This is a genomic window from Streptomyces sp. NPDC033216 (genome assembly GCF_055577115.1).
Window position 1 is genome coordinate 157,613 of record NZ_JBVIQK010000014.1, and the last position, 20,663, is coordinate 178,275.

Consider the following 20,663-nt stretch of genomic DNA (forward strand, 5'->3'; position numbering starts at 1 on the left):
CTCACGGAAACCGGCTACCGTCGGCGGGATCAGTCGCCGACGATGACCTGTGTGAACGACCCTTGCGGCATCCCCCGGCCCCGCCCCGTCATGCCCGGCGAGTTCCCGCTGTGGGAGGAGGCGTTGGCGCTTGTCAACCGTGACCTGGACGCGCTGCTGCCGGACCGGGGGCCGTTGGGGTTGCTGGCCCTGCCCGCCTGGGAAGAGGACGACACCGAGCGCGAGCACGTGCACGTCGCGCTGCCCGACGGCCGCTGGCACGGCAACGATCTCCGGTACGGCTCCACGGCCGATCCGGCCGGCGTGCCGGCGGCGGTCGCCGAGGCCGCGCAGGACACCGTGGTGGAGTGTCTGTGGCAGGTCTGGCCGGTCTGCGCCGAGCACGGCATCGGGATGCACGCGCGCCAGGAGGACGGCCGCTCGGTGTGGTGGTGTGCGGGCGGCCGTGACATGCCGGACGCTGCGCACGTACGGGCGGCGGTCGGTGAGCTGGACACGCTGCACCGACCGCGCCGGGCCCGCCGCAAGCGGCGCTGACCTCAGTGGTCCGCGCGGCGGGGCGTCTCTTGCCGCGCGGGTCGTCCCAGGTCTTGTCGCCTGGGTGTCGCCCTTGCGGGTGGCGTCGGACGGGGCACCTCGGACGTCACCGGCGTGCCCGCCCTGGCGGGCACCGCGAGGACCGGTTCACCGCCGGTGCCCCTGCGGATCGACATGACGGTACGCCTCCACCCGCTCGCCCCGTCCCTCACTGTTCCCTCGACTGTCCCTTCCCATCAGACTGATCGCCACCGAACATGAGCAGAGTTCACCTTTCATGCAGTCCGCCCCGACCGGGAGACACCCCCACCATGAGACGACGACTCCTCGGCACGCTCGCGGCCGCCTCACTCACCCTCACCGGCTTCGCGGGCACGGGCGCGACGCCCGCGGCCGCCACCTCCGCCGCACCCGCCGCGACGGCCCCCACCGGTTCGTTCAACGTGCTGACCTACAACGTGGCCGGTCTGCCCGAGGGCCTGAGTTCGGGCCACCCGGCGACCAACACCCCCCTGATCTCGCCGCGGCTGGGGGCGTACGACATCGTCAACGTCCAGGAGGACTTCAACTACCACGCGGCGCTGTACGCGGGTGACAAGCACCCCCACCGGACCGCGACGAGCGGGGGCGTGCCCTTCGGTGACGGCCTCAACACCCTCTCCGACTACGCCTTCGAGGACTTCGAGCGGGTGCGGTGGAACGCCTGCACGGGCACCAACTGCCTGACGCCGAAGGGTTTTTCGCTGGCGCGCGTACGGCTGGCCGAAGGCGTCTTCCTGGACCTGTACAACGTGCACACCAACGCCGACTCGACGGACGACGCGATGGCCGCCCGCAGGGCCAACATCGAGCAGTTGTCGGACTTCATCCAGGCGAACTCGTCCGGCAACGCGGTGATCGTGATGGGTGACACCAACACGCGCTACACCCGCGCCGAGGACAACATCCGCACCCTCGTCACCGAGAACGGGCTCACCGACCCGTGGGTGAAGCTCGTCAAGGGCGGTACACCGCCGGCGCAGGGCGCGGACGCGCTGCTCTGCCCGACGACCGCCCCGGCGAACGACTGCGAGGTGGTGGACAAGGTCCTCTACCGCGGCAGCAGGCTCCTGTCCCTCGACGCCGTGCGTTACCAGAACGCGTGGGCGTCCTTCCTGGACGCCGCGGGCGGCAACCTCTCCGACCACTTCCCCCACACGGTGGACTTCTCCTACGCCCTCGACTCCGGCCTGCGGGCGAGCGACTTCTTCGGCGGCCCCCACGGTACGGCGTTCAACGACGCGGACGACCTGCCGGCCACCCCGGCTCCCCGCACCCTGACGCTGCGCGGCGGCTCCCGCGTGGACGCCGTCTCCCTGACCCACGACGGCGGTACGACCCTCACCCACGGCGGCAGCGGCGGTACGGCCGCCTCACTGACCCTGGCGGCGGGTGAACATCTCACCTCCGTCAGGCTGACGCAGGGTCAGAAGAACGGACGTACCCGCGTCTTCTCGGCGTCCTTCACCACCGACAGGGGCCGTACGCTGTCGACCGGCACGGCCACCGCCGACACGAGGACCTTCACCGCCCCGTCCGGCTGGCAGATCGTCGGCTTCACGGGCCGGGCGGCCACCGAGGTGGACAAGCTGGGCGTGGTGTACGCACCGGTCGGCTGAGCCCGTGGCCGGAGCGCCGCAGCCCACACCTCCGGGCAGGCGGGGGCGGGGCTGAGCGGTCACGGACGGGAACGGGGTACGGGCGCCGCCCCGGACGCGGACACCGTGGACCGTCAGATGCGGGACAGGGTGCCGCAGTCAAGGCGGCTCTCCTCGAAACTCCTGCTGCGGTCGTACGGGTCCTTGGCCGGGCCCGTGGGCGACGGCCCCGTCGACTCGGCGCTCGGGAACAGGGGATGCAGGAAGCCGTCATGGACGTCGCAGGCGTCGTTGCCGAGGTCGCCGTTGTACTTGACGAGGGTCAGTCGGCCGGCGGTGACGTCGTACTCGGCGGGGTCGGGGAGTTCGGCGTCGACGACGCGACGCACGATCGTGCGCGTCACCTCGGTGCTGCCGTCGGCTCGGGACACCGGATAGACGAAGGTGTAGTCGGCGTGCACCGCGACACCGGCGTACTTGCCCCTCGTGAACGTCATGCGCCCGCGCGTCTTGACCACCTCGCCGACGAGGCGCACCTCTTCGGGATCGAACCGGCTGAACAGCCTGAGGGGGTCGTGTTCCTCGTCCGGGGAACGCAGTGAGGCGTTCAGGTCGTCGAGGAGGTGCGGTTGCACCGGGTCGAGGACCGCCAGCGCGGCCTCGGGGCGTCGGCCGCGCAGGGTGCCGGTGTCGAGGTTCGCGCCGATCAGAAGCTTCCTGGTCAGTTGCAGCGCCTGCGCGACGCGTTCCTTCGGGACCGAGCCGACCGCCTCGGCCGTCGGCGGGACGATCCCGGCCGCACCGTCGGCCCAGCCGAGCGCGGGCGAGCCGGCGAACGGCCTGTCGAGGGTGGGGACCTCCTTCGGTGCCGGGGCGGGCGCGGCGGTGGGAGCGGCGGTCTCCGCCGGGAGCGGCGAGACCGTCACGGCGTTCGGCCGCCCCGATCCGATGGGGTCGCCGGGCAGCAACGACGGCTTCAGGGACACCGCCAGCGCGCAGACGGCCAGGGAGACACCCAGAAACGGCCACGCCTTCCGCCGTCGGCGGCGGTCGCGCGGGGCCGGGCCGCCTCGCCACGGCTGAGGCGCCTCGCCGCGGGCGTCGAGCTGACGCAGCCGCTCGGTCACCATGCGGGCACGGGCGGAGGGCTCCTTCGGGGCGGAACCGGCCGCGCCTCGTTCGCTCTCCTGGAGGAATGCCCGCAGTGCCTCGTCGGATATGGACGAGCCGTCGTTGCCGGACTCTTCGGGGGATCTGCCGATCACTTGTGCGTGCCTTCCCGGTGTTCACGAGTGGGGACGTTCCGAACGATCTCAGCGCTTCCGCGGGCAGCTCACACGCTGCCGCCGCGGACAGTGACCATGATCACGCCGTATGCGCCGTGCAGCGGCCCCATCGAGACAGCCCTTAGGATCCTCCCCGACCCACCAAGGCCCCCGACGGACAAGGCGCCCTCCATGCCCCGAGCCGGCCTCACCGCGGACCGTCTGGTCGCGGCCGCCGCCGACCTCGCAGACGAGGCCGGGTTCGACAACGTCACCCTCTCCGCGCTGGCCCGCCGCTTCGGTGTCAAGGACGCGAGCCTGTACTCCCACGTCAGGAACATCCAGGACCTGCGGACCCGCCTCGCGCTGTACGCGGGCGCCGAGATGATCGACCGGATCGCCCCGGCCGTCGCGGGCCGCTCCGGCAAGGAGGCCCTCGCGGCCTTCGCGGGCGCCTACCGCGAGTACGCGCTACAGCATCCGGGACGGTACGCCGCCACCCAGATCCCCATGGACCGGACCGTGACCGCCGAGGCCCCGTCCTTCCGCCGCACCGCCGACATCACCTACGGCATGCTCCGCGCGTACGGCCTCGAGGAACCCGACCTCACCGACGCCGTGCGTCTGCTGCGGAGCACCTTCCACGGCTACTGCACCCTGGAGGCCGGGGGAGGCTTCGGCGCGCCCCGCGACGTACAGCGCTCGTGGGACAAGGCGGTCGCAGCCCTGCACACGGCCCTGACGCACTGGCCGAGCGGACAGTAGCCGCACAGGCGCCTGCCGGGCGGAGCCGGCCGTCGAGCCTTCAGAGCGCCCGCTCCGCCACGCTCCGCTCCACGCAGAACTCGTTGCCCTCCGGGTCCGCGAGGACCACCCACCCCGTGCCGTCCGGATTGCGGCGATCGGCGACGAGGGTGGCTCCGAGGGCCAGCAGTCGGTCCACCTCCTCGTCGCGGGTGCGGTCCTGCGGCTGGAGGTCGACGTGGATGCGGTTCTTCGTGGTCTTGCGCTCGGGGACCGTCACGAACAGCAGACCGGCACCCTCGATCAGCGCCTCCTCGTCGCCCGGGTCGTCGTCCGCGTGGAGAGGTTCGCCGAGGGCCGCGGACCAGAAACTCGCCAGGATGTACGCGTCCGCGCTGTCGATCGTCATGTGCCGGATCTTGGAAGTCATGCGCGGATTCTTGTGCAACCGTCGACGCGCGGCAACGGAGAACGCGCCTCCGTCCGGCCGACGGCAACCCCCCGGTGCGGGTGGACGACCCAGCCGACCGGCAGCCGCCTCCCGCGACAAGTCGCCGACCGGGCCTCCTCGTGCGCCCCGAAGGCAGCGGCAGTTCGCGACAACCTCACGGCGCGTCACGCGCCACCGCCGTGTCCGCGCCGCCCGCCGGCCCGGCGACCCTGGGAGGTGGCCCGCCTCGAGCCCTGAGGACCGGCAGCCCGGCGGCCACGCCCGACGAGGTCACCCCTGCGTCCCCGCCGCGCCGGTGATCCGTACACCCTCACGCGCGGGCACGGTGGCCGCCTTCCCTTCCGTACCCGGGCGGACGGACCAGGGACCGGGGCGGCGACGGTCCGCCGGCCGGGGGGGCGGAGCCTGGGGGCGTCCCGGTTCCGGTCGGGGCGCCCCCAGGGGTCTATCCCACCCGCACGAGGCCCTGCGGCACCAGACGCAGGGCGACGAGTTCGTCACGGACCAGGCCCGCGTAGACGGTGGCACCGTGCACGGAGGTGTGCGTGTTGTCCCGTTTCTCGTTGTAGAGGTACAGCGCCTTGGAGCCTTCCACGCCCAGGGACTCCACCACGGCCTTGGTCTTCGCCGTGAGGTCGATCAGCGGGACCTCCCCCGCCGCCGCGACCGAGCGGACGACGGCGGGGTGGTCGACGCCGAGGCCGTTGACCAGCAGGGCCGTACCGTTGTTCAGAGTGCCGTCGGCGTTGAACCAGCGGCGCACGATCGGGGTGACGAGGACCGGCTCGCCGCCCCTCTCACGGACCCCCGCGACCAGCGTCTCCAGGTTCGCGCGGTAGGTCGCCTCGTCGGTCGTCTTGTCGTTGTGGGCGAGCTGGATCAACACCAGGTCGCCGCGGTGGATCTGTGGCTGGACGGTGGCCCACAGCTGCGGGTTCCCCAGATAGGTGACCGTACTCTCCCCGGAATCCGCGTAGTTGGCGACGGAGACGCCCTTTCGCAGGTATCGCGGGAGCTGCTGGCCCCAGCCGGAGTAGGGATCGCCCGGCTGGTCGCAGACCGTGGAGTCGCCGACCAGGAAGACCTGGCGGGTGTGCCGGGCGGGAGTGACGCGGATGCCGGCGAGAGCGGGCGCCGAGCCGCCGAGGACGAGATCCAGGCCGGGAGCGCCGTCGGCGCCCGTCGGCTCGCCCTCGGGGGTGCGGACGTTCACGGTGAAGCTGCGGGCGACGCGCTCCCCCGCCGGGACGGCGGTCTCGGGCAGCAGGGACCGCCGGGTCTCGCCGCCGATCGATGTGCTGGACGCGGCCTCGCCACCGAGGAGGACCTTCACGTCGTAGGTGCCGGGCGGGACATCGAAGTGGCAGGCGGTGGGGGTGCAGGCCGCGGCGCCGGGCGCCGGGCGCCGGCCGTCGTCGGCCTGGGCGGCGGGTACGGCCGTCAGGGCGGCGGTCAGGGTCAACGCCGCCAGCACGGCTGGGGTGAAACGTCTCACTTGCGGCTCCTCGGTCGCGGCAACAGAACCTGGCGGAGGACCGTATCGCCTCCGGCAAGCGCTTTCTAGATCCAGCGCTCGATCCGCCCAAGCACCGACCCGCAATGCGTGAGAACCCCTTTCACAGAATCGATTCAGCCCTTGCCCTGCCACCTCCGGAGGTGACGTCACAGCGGCCTGCCGGTGTCCTTCCGCCTCACCGCGCGGCCCGGGCCGCCGCCGCGCGGACGCCGCGCATCGGCGTGACGACGGCCTGCGCCGACGGCCGGCCGCGGGGCGTCGTCAACGAAACCCGCGCCTCGGCCGTCCCGCCCGCCCACCCAGCCGGGCACGCGGTCACCGGCCGACGGGTCCCACCGGGGCGGCGACCACACTTTCACCTACAGCCTTCCGGCGAGCGCCTGGCGGACGGACACCGGCCAGTACCACGTGCTGAGGATCAGCGTGGTGAGCGGTTCGGGGACGACCGGTTGCCTCAGCCCTGGGACCGCGTTCGACGCGACCGACCCGCGGGCGCGGCCCGTTGAGGGCCGGTCATGTGCCGCGCGTCCACTGCTGGTTGGTGCCTCCGTTGCAGGCGTACGTGATCACGGCCGCGGCGTTGGCGGTGGACGCGCCGTTCACGTCCAGGCACTCGCCGCTCGCGCGGGACCTGACGCTGACGTAGCCGCCGGACGCGGTGAGCGACCACTGCTGGGCGGTCGCCGAGGCGTTGCAGTTCTCCTGGGTGACGGTGCTCGCGTTCTCCTGCACGCAGAGGGAGCTGCTCCTGACGACCAGCTGGTAGGAGCCGCCGCCGACCGGCTTGAACCAGTACTTCTGGTTGCCGCCGCCGTTGCAGTCGTACTGCTTGATCTGCGCGCCCTGCCAGAGCGACTGGCTGGTGACGTCGGCGCACCTGCTGGAGTGCCGGGCGACCAGCGTGTCGTACGTGGCGCTCGTGCCGGTGACCGTGCCCGCGGCCGTGTCGATCGTCAGCTCCGGGGCCCAGGCCATGGACATCGAGGTCGAGGTCGGGAAGGTCAGCGGCAGCCACACGTAACGGGAGTCGTTGACGGTCCCGCCGAAGGAATTCCCCCAACGGTCGCCCAGATAGAGGAAGGAGGTGCCAGAACCGCCCTGCACGGGCAGGACGTACGCCGTCTGCGAGCCGTACGTCGTCGAGTCACCGACGTTCGCCATCGCCGACCAGGGGCCGGCCGGGGACGTGGCGGTGGCGTACTGCTGCTGGTTGGGGTTCCAGCCGGTCGCGCCCGAGGTGAGCATGAAGTAGACGTTGCCGCGCTTGAACAGGGCGGGGGCCTCCCGGTGGCCGCCGTGCCAGGGGTCGGCGACCAGAGTCGCGATGCCGGTGTAGTCGGCGGTCAGCCGGTAGATGTGGAGGTCGTAGTTCTCGCGGGCCGCGGAGACCATGTAGCCGGTTCCGTCGGTGTCGACGAAGACGGTGATGTCGCGGGACATGTGCAGGCCGAGCGGCCGGAAGCTGCCCCGCCACGCGTAGTCGCCGTCCACGGTGTCGGAGACGGCGACGGCGGCACGAGCCTCGCTGTAGTCGGTGCCGTTCTCCTTGTGCATCCACATGACGAACTTGCCGGTGGAAGCGTTGTACATGACCTTCGGCCGCTCGATGTTGGCGGTGGCCAGCTCGGGGTCGCTCGCCTCGGTCAGTTCGTGGTTGCGGAACTCCCAGTTCTTCAGGTCGGTGGAACGGTAGGCGTCCACGTACCGGAACGTTTTGTCGGCGTTGCGGTTCTCGCCGAACCAGTAGTAGTAGTTCCCGACCTTGAGCACACCGCCGCCATGGGCGTGTACGGGGTTGCCGGAAGTGTCGGTGAACCGCGTGCCGTTGGCGATGGTCTGGGGCGCGGCCTGGGCCGGACCCGCGGTGGCGAGGGCGCCGGTGAGCGCCAGACAGAGGGTGAGCAGGATCGCGTACGCACGTCTCATGTCACGCCCTCTCCTTCGCGGTGCCGGCGAGGGGGACGCCGACGTCGGGGGTGCCGTCCGATGCCCGGGGGAAGACCTGGGGGGCGGGCGCGGCGGTGGACCTGGGGCTGGGGGTCGGCTCGGTCGAGGACGAGGGGGTGGGCTGCACGCGGCTGCCTCTCGCCTGGGGCACGTTCGCCGCCTCGAGGACTTCTCAGATGTTCGAGACTGCGAACGACATGTGGAATGACGAACGCCGAAAAGGTAAGGGCGCGTCACGAAGAGGTCAACGGGTCTGGCGACACAAGGGGGAAAGCCCTTTCACCAAACCTTGGGGCCGGCCCGGCAATGGCTTCGGTCGGCACCTGGGACCCGGCGGGTGCCTCGTGGGTCCCGTGGCCCGGGGTGGCGGCACAGGTCACGCGCCAGGACCAGCCACCTCGGTCGGCGCGGACGGCTCCGACGCCTCCCGGCGCCCGCGCAGCCACACGTACACCGGGATGCCCGCGAAGAGGAACAGCACGCCCTGGTAGACGGCGGCGTAACCGGCTCCCGCGATCAGCCAGAAGGAGAACGCGAAGGAGAGGGCGGCGACCACGACGTCACGGACCAGACCCGCGGGACGGACGCGTTCGCGGCTGCCGCGGGCCAGCCAGTACAGCTGGGCCGCGGCGGACAGCAGGTACGGGACGCAGCCGGTGAACGTGGTGATCAGGACCAGCACACGGAACGTGCTGTCGGGGCCCGCCGTGTAGTTGAGCCCGATGAGCACCGTGCCGAGGACGGCCACGGCCCACACGCCGAAACCGGGCACCCCGCCCTTGCCGACGCGGGCGAACGGTCGCGGGAACAGTCCGTCGCGGGCGGCGGCGTACGGCATCTGGGCGGCCAGCAGGATCCAGCCGTTGAGGCAGCCGACGATGGAGGCGACGGCGACCAGGGAGATGGCGGTGCCGCCCCAGGTGCCGCCGGTGATCGCGTTCACGGCGTCGGCGAAGGGCGCGCCGGATTCGACGAGCCGCTCGTGCGGGACCAGGCCGAAGACAGCGACCGTGCCGAGGAGGTAGACCAGCGCGGACCCCAGTGTGCCGAGGACGCCCGCCCGGCCGACCGTGCGCTCGGGGTCGTCGACCTCGCCCGCGCTGACGGCGGCCGACTCCACGCCGAGGAAGCTGTAGAGAAGCAGCGCGCCGGAGGCGGCGAGCGCGCCGGGAACGCTGTTCCCGGAGGCGTTGAACGGCCCGAAGTTGTCGGCGTCGATGAAGAACAGACCGACCGTGGCGACCACCAGCAACGGAACGAACTTCAGGACGGTCGAGACGATCTGGACCGTGCCCACCCAGCGGGTGCCGGCGAAGTTGGCGGCGGTCGGCAGCCACAGCGCGGCCAGGGCGACGACCGCTTCCAGGGCGTGATCGCCGTGCAGTGGTATCAGCACGTCGACGTAACCGACGACGGCGACGGCGAGCGCGGCGATGCTGACCCAGCACATCGTCCAGTACGACCAGGCGGACAGGAAGCCGGCGAAGGGGCCGAACGCGTCGCGCGGGTAGACGTACAGGCCGCCGGTGACCGGGCTGCGACGGGCCAACTTGCCGAACAGGAGGGCGAGGAGGAGCGCGGCCACGGAGAGGACGACGAAGGCGAGCAGGCTGACCGTTCCGTACGGGGCGACCGCCGCCGGCAGGGCGAAGATGCCGCCGCCGATGATGTTGCCCATGACGAGGGCGGTGGCGGCCGTGAGGCCGAAGCCGCGACGGCGGGGAGCGGGCGCGGGGCCGGTGTCGGTGGCTTCGGTGGTGCTGGGGACAGTCATGACGGGTCCGTACGGGGTGCGGTGGGGCGGGGGACCGTGATCGTAGCCCGGCGTCCCACATGGTGGGCGTTCTGTTCATCTGATGGACACAGTCGGCCTGTCCGGGACGGCTTCGACTAGCGTCGGGGCATGAGCAGCAGCGACACCCCCACCCCGCCCGGACCTGCCGCGCAGGGCACGCCGGCCCCCGGTTCCCCGGCGCGCGGTTCCGCCCCGCACCGCCCCTCCCTCGCCGGGGCGCTCGCCGCCGGGGCCGTGGTCCTCGACGGCGGCATGTCGAACCAGCTGGAGTCCGCGGGACACGATCTGAGTGACGAGCTGTGGTCGGCGCGACTGCTCGCGGAGCGGCCCGAGGCGATCACCGAGGCGCATCTCGGCTACTTCGAGGCCGGCGCGAACGTGGCGATCACCTCCAGCTACCAGGCCACCTTCGAGGGCTTCGCCAAGCGCGGAATCAGCCGCGAGCAGGCGGCCCGCCTGCTCGCGCTGAGCGTGGAACTGGCGCAGGACGCGGCCCGGCAGGCCCGGGACAAGGGCGTACGGCAACCGTTGTGGGTGGCGGCGTCGGTGGGGCCGTACGGGGCGATGCTCGCGGACGGCTCCGAGTACCGGGGCCGTTACGGGCTGACGGTGGAGGAGCTGGAACGGTTTCACCGGCCTCGCCTGGAGGTGCTGGCGGCCGCCGGACCGGACGTGCTGGCGCTGGAGACCGTGCCCGACGCCGAGGAGGCCGAGGCGCTGCTGCGGGCGGTGCGCGGCCTGGGCGTGCCGGTCTGGTTGTCGTACAGCGTCGCGGGTGGTCGCACCCGTGCGGGGCAGCCGTTGCAGGAGGCGTTCGCCCTGGCCGCCGAGGCCGACGAGGTGATCGCGGTCGGCGTCAACTGCTGTGCCCCCGAGGACGTCGAGGGCGCCGTGAGGACCGCGACGCGGGTGACCGGGAAGCCGGTCGTCGTCTACCCCAACAGCGGTGAGGCCTGGGACGCCGGGGCGCGTGCCTGGAGCGGCCGCTCCACGTTCGCCCCCGAACAGGTCCTCGCCTGGCGGGACTCGGGTGCCCGGCTGATCGGCGGCTGCTGCCGGGTGGGCCCGGACGCGGTCGCGTCGATCGCGCGGACGCTGACGGTGGCGTAACCGGCCGGGGTCCGTCGCGGCGCCGGCCACGGGCGCAGGTGGGTCGGCGGCCGGGGCGGCGGGACAGGCCGGGGGTCAGTCCCGGCCCACTCCCCCGGTCGACGCGGGCGGCGGACGAGGGCGCGCAGCTCGGCACCGTGCGGGCGCCCGGGTCGACGGGAACGCCCGGGGCGGTCCGTGACCCTCGACGCCCGGCCGGTCGGCGACCGGGCGAACACGACGCCGTCCCGTGCGAAGTGCGTCCGTCGTACTCGGCCACCGCCGAGGGGCCCCTGGTCGTCCGCTCCCCCGTCCGCGGAACCGTTTCCTACGTCTTCACGCCGGGCTGAGGCACACCTAGGATAGCAAGCGCTTTCTGTGAGCCGTCGGTCAAGGATCGGCTCCGGCAGGGCGGTGGTCGAACGTTCGCTGGCCCCAGGCGGGCCGGAGAGGTGGTTCCGGATGGTCCGCACGGGCGGTTCGCGCGTGGCGGCCGGGCCGACCCTGGCGGTCGTGGCCCGCGAGGCGGGGGTGTCCGTGCCCACCGCCTCGAAAGTGGTCAACGGCCGCGAGGACGTGGCGCCCGAGACCCGACGCCGTGTCACCGAGGCGCTGGACCGGCTCGGTTACGTGCGCAGACCCCGCTTCGACCCGACGAAACCGCCCCGGCTGGTCGATCTCGTGGTGCACTCCCTGGCGACTTCCCGGTCGGGCGCGGTGTTGCACGGCGTGGAGGAGGCGGCCCACGACGCGGGCCTGGACGTGGTCGTCTCGGCCGCGCTGTCCCGTACCCGGGAAGGCCGTGCGCAACGCGGCTGGCTGGACAAGCTCACCACGCGCGGCTCGGCCGGCGTGCTGTTCAACCTCGCCGAGCTGGCGGAGTTCCCGTACCTGTGGCTGGAGCAGCACCGGATCCCGTTCGTGATGATCGACCCGGTGGTGGAGCCGCCGCCGGGCGTGGTGTCGGTGGGCGCGGCGAACTGGCAGGGCGGCGTGACGGCGACCGAGCACCTGCTGGCCCTCGGTCACGAGCGGATCGCGGTGATCGCCGGAGCACGCCGCAGGACGTGCAGCAGCGCCCGCGTAGCCGGATACCGTTCCGCCCTGGCCTCGGCGGGCCTCGGTCACCGTCCGGACTACGTCCGCCACGGCGGGCTCGACGAGTCCGCGGCCCGTCACCGCATGCGCGAGCTGCTCGATCTGCCCGAGCCGCCGACGGGCGTCTTCGTGTGCTCCGACGGTATGGCACTGGGTGTCTACGAGGCTCTGGCGGAACGCGGGTTGAGGGTCCCGGACGACGTCAGCGTGGTCGGCTTCGACGATCTGCCCGAGTCCCGCTGGACCACTCCGGCACTGACGACGATCCGCCAGCCCCTGGCCGAGATGGCGGCGACGGCCCTGCGGCTGCTGGTACGGATGATGGACGGCGAACGCCCGGAGGGGACACGCACGGAGTTGTCCACGCGGTTGGTGGAGCGAGCGAGCACCGCACCGCCGGGGCGCAGGCCAAGGCGGCCGCGGCGGTGAGACCTCGTTTGGCGGCCGCCTCCGTCGGCACGGGCGGGCGCAGACGGTCGGGCCCGTCCGCCGGCGGGCAGGGCAGGACCGGGTCCTCAGCACCGCCGCGTCGCTCGTCGAGGCGGCCGGCCGGGGCGAGCCCACAGCCCGGGTGCCCGTGCACGGAGCAAGATCATGCCGGTCAGGACGCTGCGGGCGGCGTCCCCGGTCCACGCGCGGGCGCTCGTCGGCACGCAGCGCGGACCGACGCCGAACGCCTCACTGGTCCAACCCGGCCGCCCATCCGATCCCGCCGCCCAGATGGGCCACGAACTCGGGGTTCCGGTAGGCCTCGGACGTGTGTCCGAGAGCGGTGTAGAAAACTCGGCCCGCGCCCTGTCCGCGGCACCAGACGAGCGGATGGTCGGGGCCCATGCGCCCCCCGTCGTAGGAGGACTCGTCGGCGGTGGCCAGCACGCGGACGCGGCCCCGTCCTCGGCCCTGGCCTCGGGGACTGGTGCGGAAGTCGTACCACTCGTCGGTGAAGTCCCAGACGGCCGGCAGGTGGCGGGTGGCGGGATGGTCGCGGTCCTCGACGAGCGCCTTGCCGGGCTGGAGGGCGGGGTGGCGGGCGAAGCGGGCGCCGAGGAGTTCGCCGTAGTAGGGCCAGTCGTACTCGGTGCAGGCCGCCGCGTGCACCCCGGCGAAGCCGCCGCCGGAGTCGACGTACCCGGCGAGACGTTCCCGCCCGGCCGGGGTCAGCACCTCACCGCTGGTGGAGAGGAAGACCACGGCCGCGTAGCCGTCCAGCGGGGCTTCCAGGGCCGCCGGGTCCTCGGTGTGGTCGACGGCGTACGTCCCCAGCGCGCGTACGGCGGCGACGGCGTCCGGGATGGAGTCGTGGCGGTAGTCGGTGGTCCGGGTGAACACGAGCAGACGGGCGGTCATGCCACCCGAGCTTATGCGCGCCGGAGGGCGCGCCGGGGCCACGGTCGGCGCGAGATCCCCGGCCGACACGGAGGGGGATGGGCGACGCGGCCCACCACCGGCTTCGTCGTCCTGCCCGGGTGGACGTCTCAGCCGCCCGCGTCGACGTCGTTGTCCGGGGCTCCGTCGCCGACCGGGGGCAGGTCGCCGCGTTCCACCGGCTCACCGCCGGCCGGTGCGGAGGGCAGGAGGGTGTCGAGTTCGTCGGCGGAGGGGCGGTGGAGGTGCTCGGCGGCCTGTCGCAGAACGTCTCTGGGTACGTCCGTGCCGCCGACGCGGATGACGAAGTCCTGCTTCGGGACGGCGTACTCCGCCCACTGCCCGGAGCTGCGGTACCACCCGTCACCGTCCCGCGCGCAGGTGACGGGTGTGGTGGAGGAATCGGCTCCGGGTTGCTGTTCACAGGTGGCGGCCGTGATCGTGCCCCGGTCGACGGTGAGCCGGACCTGTGTCCCCTTCCGCCGGGAGACGTAGGTGGCGGAGAAGCCGTCGCCGCCGTACACGCCGACGGACTGCTGGGCGAGGGTGTGGCCGGGGGCTTCGGTGGCATACACCAGCTCCGGTGCGATCCCCAACGCCCTTGCGCGGGAGGCGAGTTCGGCAGGGTCCGCGTCACCGGCCCGCTCGCTGCCGCAGGCGGTCAGCGCAACGGGCGCCAGCAGCAGCGCGGGAAGCAGACGCACGGTACGGATCATGCGGCCATCCTGCCGCACACGTGTTCCACAGTCGCGGTGCGTTCGGGGCGGGCGCGTCATCTCGGGCAACCGGCGGACGGACGGATGTGGCGGACACGGTGTGTCCGTTTCCTTCAAGACCCCTCGCGCGGCCCTGCCTACGGTGGCCGTATGAGTCCACGATTCGATGCCATCGGCCTGGTCGTCTCCGACATGGCCGCCTCCGTCACCTTCTACCGTCGGCTCGGCTTCGCGTTCCCCGAGGACGCCGAGCGGGAGCCGCATGCCGAGGCCGCTCTGCCGGGCGGGCTGCGGATGTTGCTGGACACCGAGGAGACCGTTCGCTCCTTCCATCCCGGTTGGCGGGCCCCCTCCCGAGGCGGCCGGCAGTCCCTCGCACTGCGCTGCGAGGATCCGGCCGAGGTCGACGCGGTGTACGGGGAACTGGTGGGGGCGGGGTACGAGGGCGAACTGAAGCCGTGGGACGCCTTCTGGGGTCAGCGGTACGCCGTCGTGCAGGACCCGGACGGTCACGGAGTCGACCTGTTCGCGCCCCTGCCCCGCCCCTAGCCCTAGGACCCCTGCCTCCAGCCCGTCAGCTCCGTCAGTGTCATGCCGCTGAACTCGCGTACGTCACGGGACAGGTGGGCCTGGTCGGCGTACCCGGCGCGGGCCGCGGTCTCCGCGTACGGCACGCCCTGCCGGGTCAGGGCCAGAGCGCGCTGGAGGCGCAGGACGCGGGCCAGCGTCTTGGGGCCGTAGCCGAAGGCGTGCAGGGAACGGCGGTGCAACTGGCGGGGCCCCATGCCGAGTTCCTCCGCGGTCGCGGCGATCGGGCGGCCCCTCGCGAGGGCGGTGACCAGCCGGCGCAGCTCCAGGTCGGGCGGGGCCGCCCGCTCGAGCCCCAGTTCCTCCAGCGCGGTCGCCGGGTGCGTCGCGGCCGCGATCCTGTCGCACAGCCGCCGTACCTCCGCCGCGGGCCACAGATCGTCCAACTCCACACGCCGGTCGCGCAGTTCGTGGGCGGGCACACCGAGGAGGGCGGGCGCGGTGCCGGGGTGGAGACGCAGGCCCGCCCAGGCCGTGGGCGGGCCGTCGGGGACGTACGCGCGGGTGTCGGGGCCGGCGACGAGCAGCCTGCCCTCGTTCCACAACAGGTCCATGCAGCCGTCGGGCAGCACGGGACGTGGCACGCCGCCCGTCGGGGTGCTGCTCCACACCACCGCACCGGCGAGCCGGGAGGGCCGTTCCTCGTACACGAGGACCAGGCTACGCGCCGCCCTCCACGGGGAGACCGGCCGGGAGACCGGCCCCCACGCGGCCCCGATGTTCCTGCGGGCTGATCCCGTACACCCGCTTGAACGCGCTGGACAGGGCGAAAGCGCTGCCGTACCCGACCTGGCGGGCGATCGCGCCGATCGTCTCGTCGGTGTCGCGCAGCAGGTCCGCGACGAGGGCGAGGCGCCGGCCGGTGAGGTAGGTCATCGGGGGCTCGCCCACCAGCTCGGTGAACCGGCGGGCCAGGCCGGACCGGGAGACACCCGCCTTCGCGGCGAGGGACGCCACCGTCCAGGGACGGGCCGGATCGTCCTGGACGAGGCGCAGGACCCGGCCCACGACGGGGTCGGCCACGGCCCGGTACCAGGCGGGCGCCTCCGCCTCCGGCCGGGAGAACCAGGCCCGCAGCGCGGCGATGACCAGCAGGTCCAGCAGCCGGTCCAGGACGACCTCCTGGCCGGGCTCGTCGCGGCCGATCTCCTCCATGAGCAGCGGGGTGAGCGGGCACGGCCACACGTCGGAGGTGAGCGACAGCAGGGGCGGCAGGGCGTCCAGCAGCCGGCCGCTGATCTCGCCGTCCATCATGTACGTCCCGATGAGCACGAGGGTGGAGCCCTCCAGGCGGTCGCCCCAGGCGCGCACGCCCAGGTCCATGGAGCCGTTCAGGGACCGGCCGTCGGGGTAGGCGCACTGCCCCTCGGGGAGGATCATCGCCTGTGGGGTCGTGGCGGGGTCGTCGGCGCAGGTGTAGGGGGCGGGGCCGCGGGCGATGGCGAGGTCGCCCGCGGTGAGCCGGACCGCCTCGCCCTCGTCGGGCACCACCCAGCCCTCACCGCGCACCATCAGCATCACCGTCAGCGGGGCGCGGTCCTCGACCCGCACCGCCCACGGCGGGTCGAAACACGCGCGGATCATGAGGGCGCCACGCGCGCGCGGGCCCTCCAGCAGGCCGGCGAGCGGGTCCCCCCGCGTGAGCCCGTTCGAGCGTGGGGCAGCGTCCATGCGGCCAGCGTAGACGCGCGCTTATGGGAATGAGCCGTTCAGCGATGGGCCTCCGCACCGCACGGCAGTTGACTGAGGACATGACACACGACGCACCCGAGAACACGGCCCGGAACACGACGACGAGCACGACGACGAGCGCGGCTCGGAACACGCCGCGGACGACGGTGGTGGTGACCGGCGCGACCGGTCGCACGGGCGGGCGCGTGGCGGCGGCCGCGCGGGCGGCCGGGCTCACGGTGCGGGCGGCCTCGCGGGCGACGGGCTTCGACTGGCGGGACCGGTCGACCTGGACGGAGACGCTGCGCGGGGCGGACGCCGCTTACCTGGCGTTCCCGACGGACGTCGGTTCGCCCGAGGCGACCCGGGCGGTCGGGGAGATCGCGCGGGAAGGGGTCACCCTGGGCGTGCGGCGGCTGGTGCTGCTGTCCGCGCGGGGCGAGGAGCGGGCGCGGCCGACCGAGGAGGCGCTGCGGACGTCGGGCGCCGACTGGACGATCGTGCAGGCCGCGTGGTTCGCGCAGAACTTCAGCGAGGGTCCGCTGGTGGAGGAGCTGCGTCTGAGCGGCGGGCTGGTGTTCCCGGCCGCCGCGGCGGTGCGGGAGCCCTTCATCGACGTACGGGACATCGCGGACGTCGTGGTGGCCGCACTGACCTCGGGGGACCGGTACGCGCGGCGGGAGATCGAGGTGACCGGGCCGCGGCTGGTGGCGTGGGGCGAGGCGGTCGCGGAGATCGCGGCGGCGACCGGGCGCGAACTGTCGTACCGGGCCGTGCCGGCGCGCGAGTACCGGGAGCACCTGGTCGGGTTCGGGGTGCCGGGCGAGGAGGCCGACTTCCTGGTCGAACTGTTCGAGGAACTGCTCGACGGGCACAACGCGCGGCTCACGGGCGGTGTGCTCGAAGTCCTGGGCCGTGAGCCCCGCGACTTCGCGGAGTTCGCGAAGGAGGCCGCGGCGGCGGGCACCTGGGGGTGACATCGCGGCCACGGAAGGCACGCTCGGCGGCACCCCCACCGCCCGCACCGTCCGCGCCGTTCACGTCTCGGAGGGTGGGCATTCCTCCCCGCTCCCGCCTCCCTTCGGCGAGGCCTTCGCGTGGGTGCGCAGCCGGCCCGTGACGTCCTCCGGGGGCAGGAACCGGGACCACCGTTCGGGGAACTCGGACGGCATGTCGGGATCGTCGGGGTCGTCGTGGCGGCGGGCGGCGGCGAGGCGGGCGACGTACTCGGCGACCTCCTCCTGCCGCAGCCGTTCGTTGGCGGCGCGGGCGGCTGCCGTCGCGGCGGCCGGCCACACCCGGTCGATGGCGGCGTTCATGGCGGCGCCGACGAGGACGGCGAAGGCGGACACGCCGATCCACAGCAGGACCGCGACGGCGACGGCGAGGGAGCCGTAGATGGTGGCGCCCTCGATCGTGTTCTCCAGGTAGATACGGAGCAGGAAGCTGCCGAGCACCCACATGGCGAGGGCGACCAGCGCGCCGGGCACGTCCTCGATCCACGGGGAGCGCACCGGCACGGACACGTGGTAGAGCGTGGTCAGGAAGGCGATCGACAGGACGATCACGACGGGCCAGTACAGGATCTGGACGACCGTCGCCGACCACGGCACGATCCGTACGACGGCGTCGGGTCCGGCCACCATCAGGGGCAGCGCGACCGCGCCGAGCAGCAGCGCGGCGATGAACAGCAGGAACGCCACCAGCCGGGTCTTGACGATGCCGCGCACGCCGTCGAGGCCGTACATGACGGTGATCGTGTCTATGAAGACGTTCACCGCGCGGGAGCCGGACCAGAGGGCGAAAAGGAACCCTATGGAGATGACGTCGGGGCGGCCGCCCTTCATCACGTCGTCGAGGATCGGCTGGGCGATCTGGGCGACGCCCTTCTCGGACAGGACGGTTCGCGAGGCGTCGAGGAGGTTGACCTCCAGGCTGCTGATGGTGTCGGTGCCGGTCCAGTCGTCGACGTAGCCGAGCAGGCCGATGAGGCTGAGCAGCAGCGGCGGCACGGACAGCAGGGTGAAGAAGGCGGCCTCCGCGGCGAGGCCGAGGATGCGGTACTCGATGCAGGAGTTGACGGTGTCCTTGATCAGCAGCCAGGCGGTCCTGCGCTTGGAGACGTTCCGGTAGAGGGCACGCGCCCGATGGAGACGCCCGATGGGGGCCTCGGGTTGCTCGGATGACTGACTTGCTGGCTGCACGCCTTAAAGGTATCCGCCGTACGGGACTGCACTCACCTCCGGTGGTGGGCCGTCACCGCGTGCCCCGCGGCACGGCCCGTACCAGCCCTGGAGGGCCACCCGCGAGGAGGCCGGTCGCGTCGGCGCGGGGCCGTCGGCGCACACGCGTGCGGCACCGTGCGGCGCGTTCCGTGCTCCCGCTGCCATGACCGGCGTGCCCGGGGGTACGTTCGCGGTATGGCAGGTAGTACGCACACCGTGACCAACCAGCCCCCTCCCCTCCTCGGGTACGACGTCTACGGAACCGACCGGGCCCTGGTGGCCGCGGTGGAGCGCCACCTCGATCCGGAACTGCTCGACGAGGCGCGCGGCGAGTTGTCCGCGCTGGGCCGGGCCGCCGGGTCGGCCCAGCTCCAGGAGTGGGCGGTGCAGGCGAACGAGAATCCGCCCGAGCTGCACACGCACGACCGTTACGGGCACCGGGTCGACGAGGTCGTCTTCCATCCGGCGTGGCACCGGTTGCTGGGCAAGGGGGTCGGCGCGGGGCTGACCGCCGCCTGGACGCGGCCGGGCGGGCACGTGCGGCGGGCGGCCGGTTTCCTGGTGTGGACGCAGGTCGAGGCGGGGAACGGCTGCCCACTGTCGATGACGCACGCGGCCGTGCCCGCGCTGCGTGCCGACCCGGAGCTGGCGGCCGAGTGGGTGCCGCGGCTGACCTCCACGATCTACGAACGGGAGTTGCGGCCCGCCGGGCAGAAGGCGGGAGCGCTGTTCGGGATGGGGATGACGGAGAAGCAGGGCGGCAGCGACGTCCGGGCGAACACGACGTCCGCACAGCCGCTGGCCGAGGCCGGGACCTACGCGCTGACGGGGCACAAGTGGTTCTGCTCGGCACCGATGTCGGACGGTTTCCTGGTGCTGGCGCAGGCCGCGGAGGGGCTGACCTGTTTTCTGGTGCCGCGGGTTCTGGAGGACGGCACCCGCAACCGCTTCCTGATCCAGCGGCTCAAGGACAAGCTGGGCAATCGGTCGAACGCCTCCGCCGAGGTGGAGTTCGACGGGACGTGGGCGCGCCGGGTCGGTGAGGAGGGGCGCGGGGTGCGCACCATCATCGACATGGTGGCGGCCACCCGGCTCGACTGTGTGCTGGGGTCGGCGGGGCTGATGCGGGCGGCCGTCGCGCAGGCGGTGCACCACTGCGCGTACCGGGAGGTTTTCGGCGGGAAACTCGTCGACAAACCGTTGATGCGCAACGTGCTGGCCGATCTCGCCCTGGAGTCGGAGGCGGCCACGGTTCTCGGCCTACGGCTCGCGGCGGCCTGCGACGACGGCGGCGAGCAGGAGCGGGCGTTCCTGCGGATCGCGGTGCCGGCCGCCAAGTACTGGGTGACCAAGCGCTGTACGCCGGTGACGGTGGAGGCGGCGGAGTGTCTGGGCGGCAACGGGTACGTGGAGGGGTCGGGGATGCCCCGGCTGGTGCGCGAGTCGCCGCTGAACTCGGTCTGGGAGGGTGCGGGGAACGTCCAGGCGCTGGACGTGCTGCGGGCGTTGCGGCGGGAGCCGCAGGCGCTGAACGCGTTCCTCCAGGAGGTGGGGCGGGCGCGCGGGGCGGATCACCGGCTGGACACGGCGATCAAGGACCTGCTGACGGAACTGGCCGATCTGGACGGCGCGGAGGCGCGGGCGCGGCGGATCGCGGAGCGGTTCGCACTGGTGTTGCAGGGATCGTTGCTCGTACGGTTCGCGCCGCCGGAGGTGGCCGACGCGTTCTGCGCCTCTCGGCTGGGCGGCGACGGCGGCGCCGCCTTCGGCACGCTGCCCCACACGCTGGATCTCCAGGCACTCGTGGAGCGGGCCCGGCCCCTGTCGTGACCTGCGGGAACAGGAGCGGGGGTGGTGCTGCGCCGACACGGCACCACCCCCGCGTCAATGGCCCTGCGAGGCCAGCAACGCCGCTCGGGACGGCGTGCTACAAGTTTCGGACAGCCGGTGGTCGTTGACCAGGGTTGCAGGGGGTTGCAAACGGGTGGGACCCGGTGACCGGACTGTACCCCTCCGTCA

The 20,663-nt window shown here is 72.8% G+C and carries 19 protein-coding genes and 1 pseudogene; 9 read left to right on the plus strand and 11 right to left on the minus strand.

The window, feature by feature from the left end:
• Positions 1 to 42: 42 nt before the first annotated feature.
• Positions 43 to 537 carry a hypothetical protein gene (locus ACZ5Y0_RS24590; protein ID WP_469130837.1) on the plus strand — a complete coding sequence of 165 codons (495 nt, stop codon included), beginning with the start codon at positions 43 to 45 and terminating at the stop codon, positions 535 to 537.
• 311 nt (positions 538 to 848) lie between these two features.
• Positions 849 to 2,195, plus strand: coding sequence for a jacalin-like lectin (locus ACZ5Y0_RS24595; protein ID WP_469130838.1), 1,347 nt, complete (start codon positions 849 to 851; stop codon positions 2,193 to 2,195).
• A gap of 113 nt (positions 2,196 to 2,308) precedes the next feature.
• On the opposite strand, the gene ACZ5Y0_RS24600 is transcribed toward ACZ5Y0_RS24595, so the two are convergent.
• Positions 2,309 to 3,439, minus strand: a complete 1,131-nt coding sequence (locus ACZ5Y0_RS24600; RefSeq protein WP_469130839.1) for a hypothetical protein — start codon at positions 3,437 to 3,439, stop codon at positions 2,309 to 2,311.
• A gap of 192 nt (positions 3,440 to 3,631) precedes the next feature.
• Here ACZ5Y0_RS24600 and ACZ5Y0_RS24605 point away from each other — a divergent pair, with 192 nt between their 5' ends.
• On the plus strand, positions 3,632 to 4,204 hold the full coding sequence (locus tag ACZ5Y0_RS24605; RefSeq protein WP_469130840.1) for a TetR/AcrR family transcriptional regulator: 573 nt from the start codon (positions 3,632 to 3,634) through the stop codon (positions 4,202 to 4,204).
• Positions 4,205 to 4,244: 40 nt separating this feature from the next.
• On the opposite strand, the gene ACZ5Y0_RS24610 is transcribed toward ACZ5Y0_RS24605, so the two are convergent.
• Positions 4,245 to 4,613 (minus strand): VOC family protein, encoded by a 369-nt coding sequence (locus tag ACZ5Y0_RS24610; RefSeq protein WP_469130841.1) that lies wholly within the window; start codon positions 4,611 to 4,613, stop codon positions 4,245 to 4,247.
• Between the two features lie 466 nt (positions 4,614 to 5,079).
• Positions 5,080 to 6,129, minus strand: coding sequence for a rhamnogalacturonan acetylesterase (locus ACZ5Y0_RS24615; protein WP_469130842.1), 1,050 nt, complete (start codon positions 6,127 to 6,129; stop codon positions 5,080 to 5,082).
• Positions 6,130 to 6,297: 168 nt separating this feature from the next.
• Between ACZ5Y0_RS24615 and ACZ5Y0_RS24620 the strand changes: the two are divergent.
• Positions 6,298 to 6,636 (plus strand): annotated as a pseudogene (locus ACZ5Y0_RS24620) (polysaccharide lyase family protein); the annotation flags it as partial.
• 27 nt (positions 6,637 to 6,663) lie between these two features.
• Here the strand turns inward: ACZ5Y0_RS24620 and ACZ5Y0_RS24625 are convergent.
• From ACZ5Y0_RS24625 to ACZ5Y0_RS24635, 3 genes are all read right to left on the minus strand, one after another.
• On the minus strand, positions 6,664 to 8,076 hold the full coding sequence (locus tag ACZ5Y0_RS24625) for an RICIN domain-containing protein (protein ID WP_469130843.1): 1,413 nt from the start codon (positions 8,074 to 8,076) through the stop codon (positions 6,664 to 6,666).
• Position 8,077: 1 nt separating this feature from the next.
• Entirely contained in the window at positions 8,078 to 8,248 is a 171-nt protein-coding gene (locus tag ACZ5Y0_RS24630) for a hypothetical protein (protein WP_469130844.1), read from the minus strand.
• A gap of 225 nt (positions 8,249 to 8,473) precedes the next feature.
• Positions 8,474 to 9,871, minus strand: coding sequence for an APC family permease (locus ACZ5Y0_RS24635; protein WP_469130845.1), 1,398 nt, complete (start codon positions 9,869 to 9,871; stop codon positions 8,474 to 8,476).
• A 129-nt stretch (positions 9,872 to 10,000) separates the two neighbouring features.
• On the opposite strand from ACZ5Y0_RS24635, the gene mmuM reads away from it, so the two are divergent.
• A complete protein-coding gene (gene mmuM, locus ACZ5Y0_RS24640; RefSeq protein ID WP_469130846.1) occupies positions 10,001 to 11,002 on the plus strand; it encodes a homocysteine S-methyltransferase in 1,002 nt (333 codons plus the stop codon).
• 441 nt (positions 11,003 to 11,443) lie between these two features.
• Positions 11,444 to 12,508, plus strand: coding sequence for a LacI family DNA-binding transcriptional regulator (locus tag ACZ5Y0_RS24645; RefSeq protein ID WP_469130847.1), 1,065 nt, complete (start codon positions 11,444 to 11,446; stop codon positions 12,506 to 12,508).
• A gap of 249 nt (positions 12,509 to 12,757) precedes the next feature.
• Here ACZ5Y0_RS24645 and ACZ5Y0_RS24650 read toward each other — a convergent pair whose 3' ends face one another.
• Positions 12,758 to 13,426: a ThuA domain-containing protein gene (locus tag ACZ5Y0_RS24650; protein WP_469130848.1), complete on the minus strand. Its 669-nt coding sequence runs from the start codon at positions 13,424 to 13,426 to the stop codon at positions 12,758 to 12,760.
• Between the two features lie 128 nt (positions 13,427 to 13,554).
• Positions 13,555 to 14,160 (minus strand): hypothetical protein, encoded by a 606-nt coding sequence (locus tag ACZ5Y0_RS24655; RefSeq protein ID WP_469130849.1) that lies wholly within the window; start codon positions 14,158 to 14,160, stop codon positions 13,555 to 13,557.
• A 150-nt stretch (positions 14,161 to 14,310) separates the two neighbouring features.
• On the opposite strand from ACZ5Y0_RS24655, the gene ACZ5Y0_RS24660 reads away from it, so the two are divergent.
• The gene (locus tag ACZ5Y0_RS24660) at positions 14,311 to 14,709 is read left to right on the plus strand and encodes a VOC family protein (protein WP_469130850.1); all 399 of its coding nucleotides are present in this window, start codon (positions 14,311 to 14,313) and stop codon (positions 14,707 to 14,709) included.
• A 2-nt stretch (positions 14,710 to 14,711) separates the two neighbouring features.
• Here ACZ5Y0_RS24660 and ACZ5Y0_RS24665 read toward each other — a convergent pair whose 3' ends face one another.
• Both ACZ5Y0_RS24665 and ACZ5Y0_RS24670 read right to left on the minus strand, forming a co-directional pair.
• Positions 14,712 to 15,398, minus strand: coding sequence for a helix-turn-helix transcriptional regulator (locus ACZ5Y0_RS24665; RefSeq protein WP_469130851.1), 687 nt, complete (start codon positions 15,396 to 15,398; stop codon positions 14,712 to 14,714).
• Positions 15,399 to 15,408: 10 nt separating this feature from the next.
• Positions 15,409 to 16,419 (minus strand): AraC family transcriptional regulator, encoded by a 1,011-nt coding sequence (locus ACZ5Y0_RS24670; RefSeq protein ID WP_469130852.1) that lies wholly within the window; start codon positions 16,417 to 16,419, stop codon positions 15,409 to 15,411.
• 80 nt (positions 16,420 to 16,499) lie between these two features.
• On the opposite strand from ACZ5Y0_RS24670, the gene ACZ5Y0_RS24675 reads away from it, so the two are divergent.
• A complete protein-coding gene (locus ACZ5Y0_RS24675; protein ID WP_469130853.1) occupies positions 16,500 to 17,396 on the plus strand; it encodes a Rossmann-fold NAD(P)-binding domain-containing protein in 897 nt (298 codons plus the stop codon).
• Positions 17,397 to 17,456: 60 nt separating this feature from the next.
• Here the strand turns inward: ACZ5Y0_RS24675 and ACZ5Y0_RS24680 are convergent, their stop codons facing one another.
• Positions 17,457 to 18,623, minus strand: a complete 1,167-nt coding sequence (locus ACZ5Y0_RS24680) for a YihY/virulence factor BrkB family protein (protein ID WP_469130854.1) — start codon at positions 18,621 to 18,623, stop codon at positions 17,457 to 17,459.
• A 216-nt stretch (positions 18,624 to 18,839) separates the two neighbouring features.
• On the opposite strand from ACZ5Y0_RS24680, the gene ACZ5Y0_RS24685 reads away from it, so the two are divergent.
• Positions 18,840 to 20,474, plus strand: a complete 1,635-nt coding sequence (locus ACZ5Y0_RS24685; protein ID WP_469130855.1) for an acyl-CoA dehydrogenase family protein — start codon at positions 18,840 to 18,842, stop codon at positions 20,472 to 20,474.
• Positions 20,475 to 20,663 lie beyond the last annotated feature (189 nt).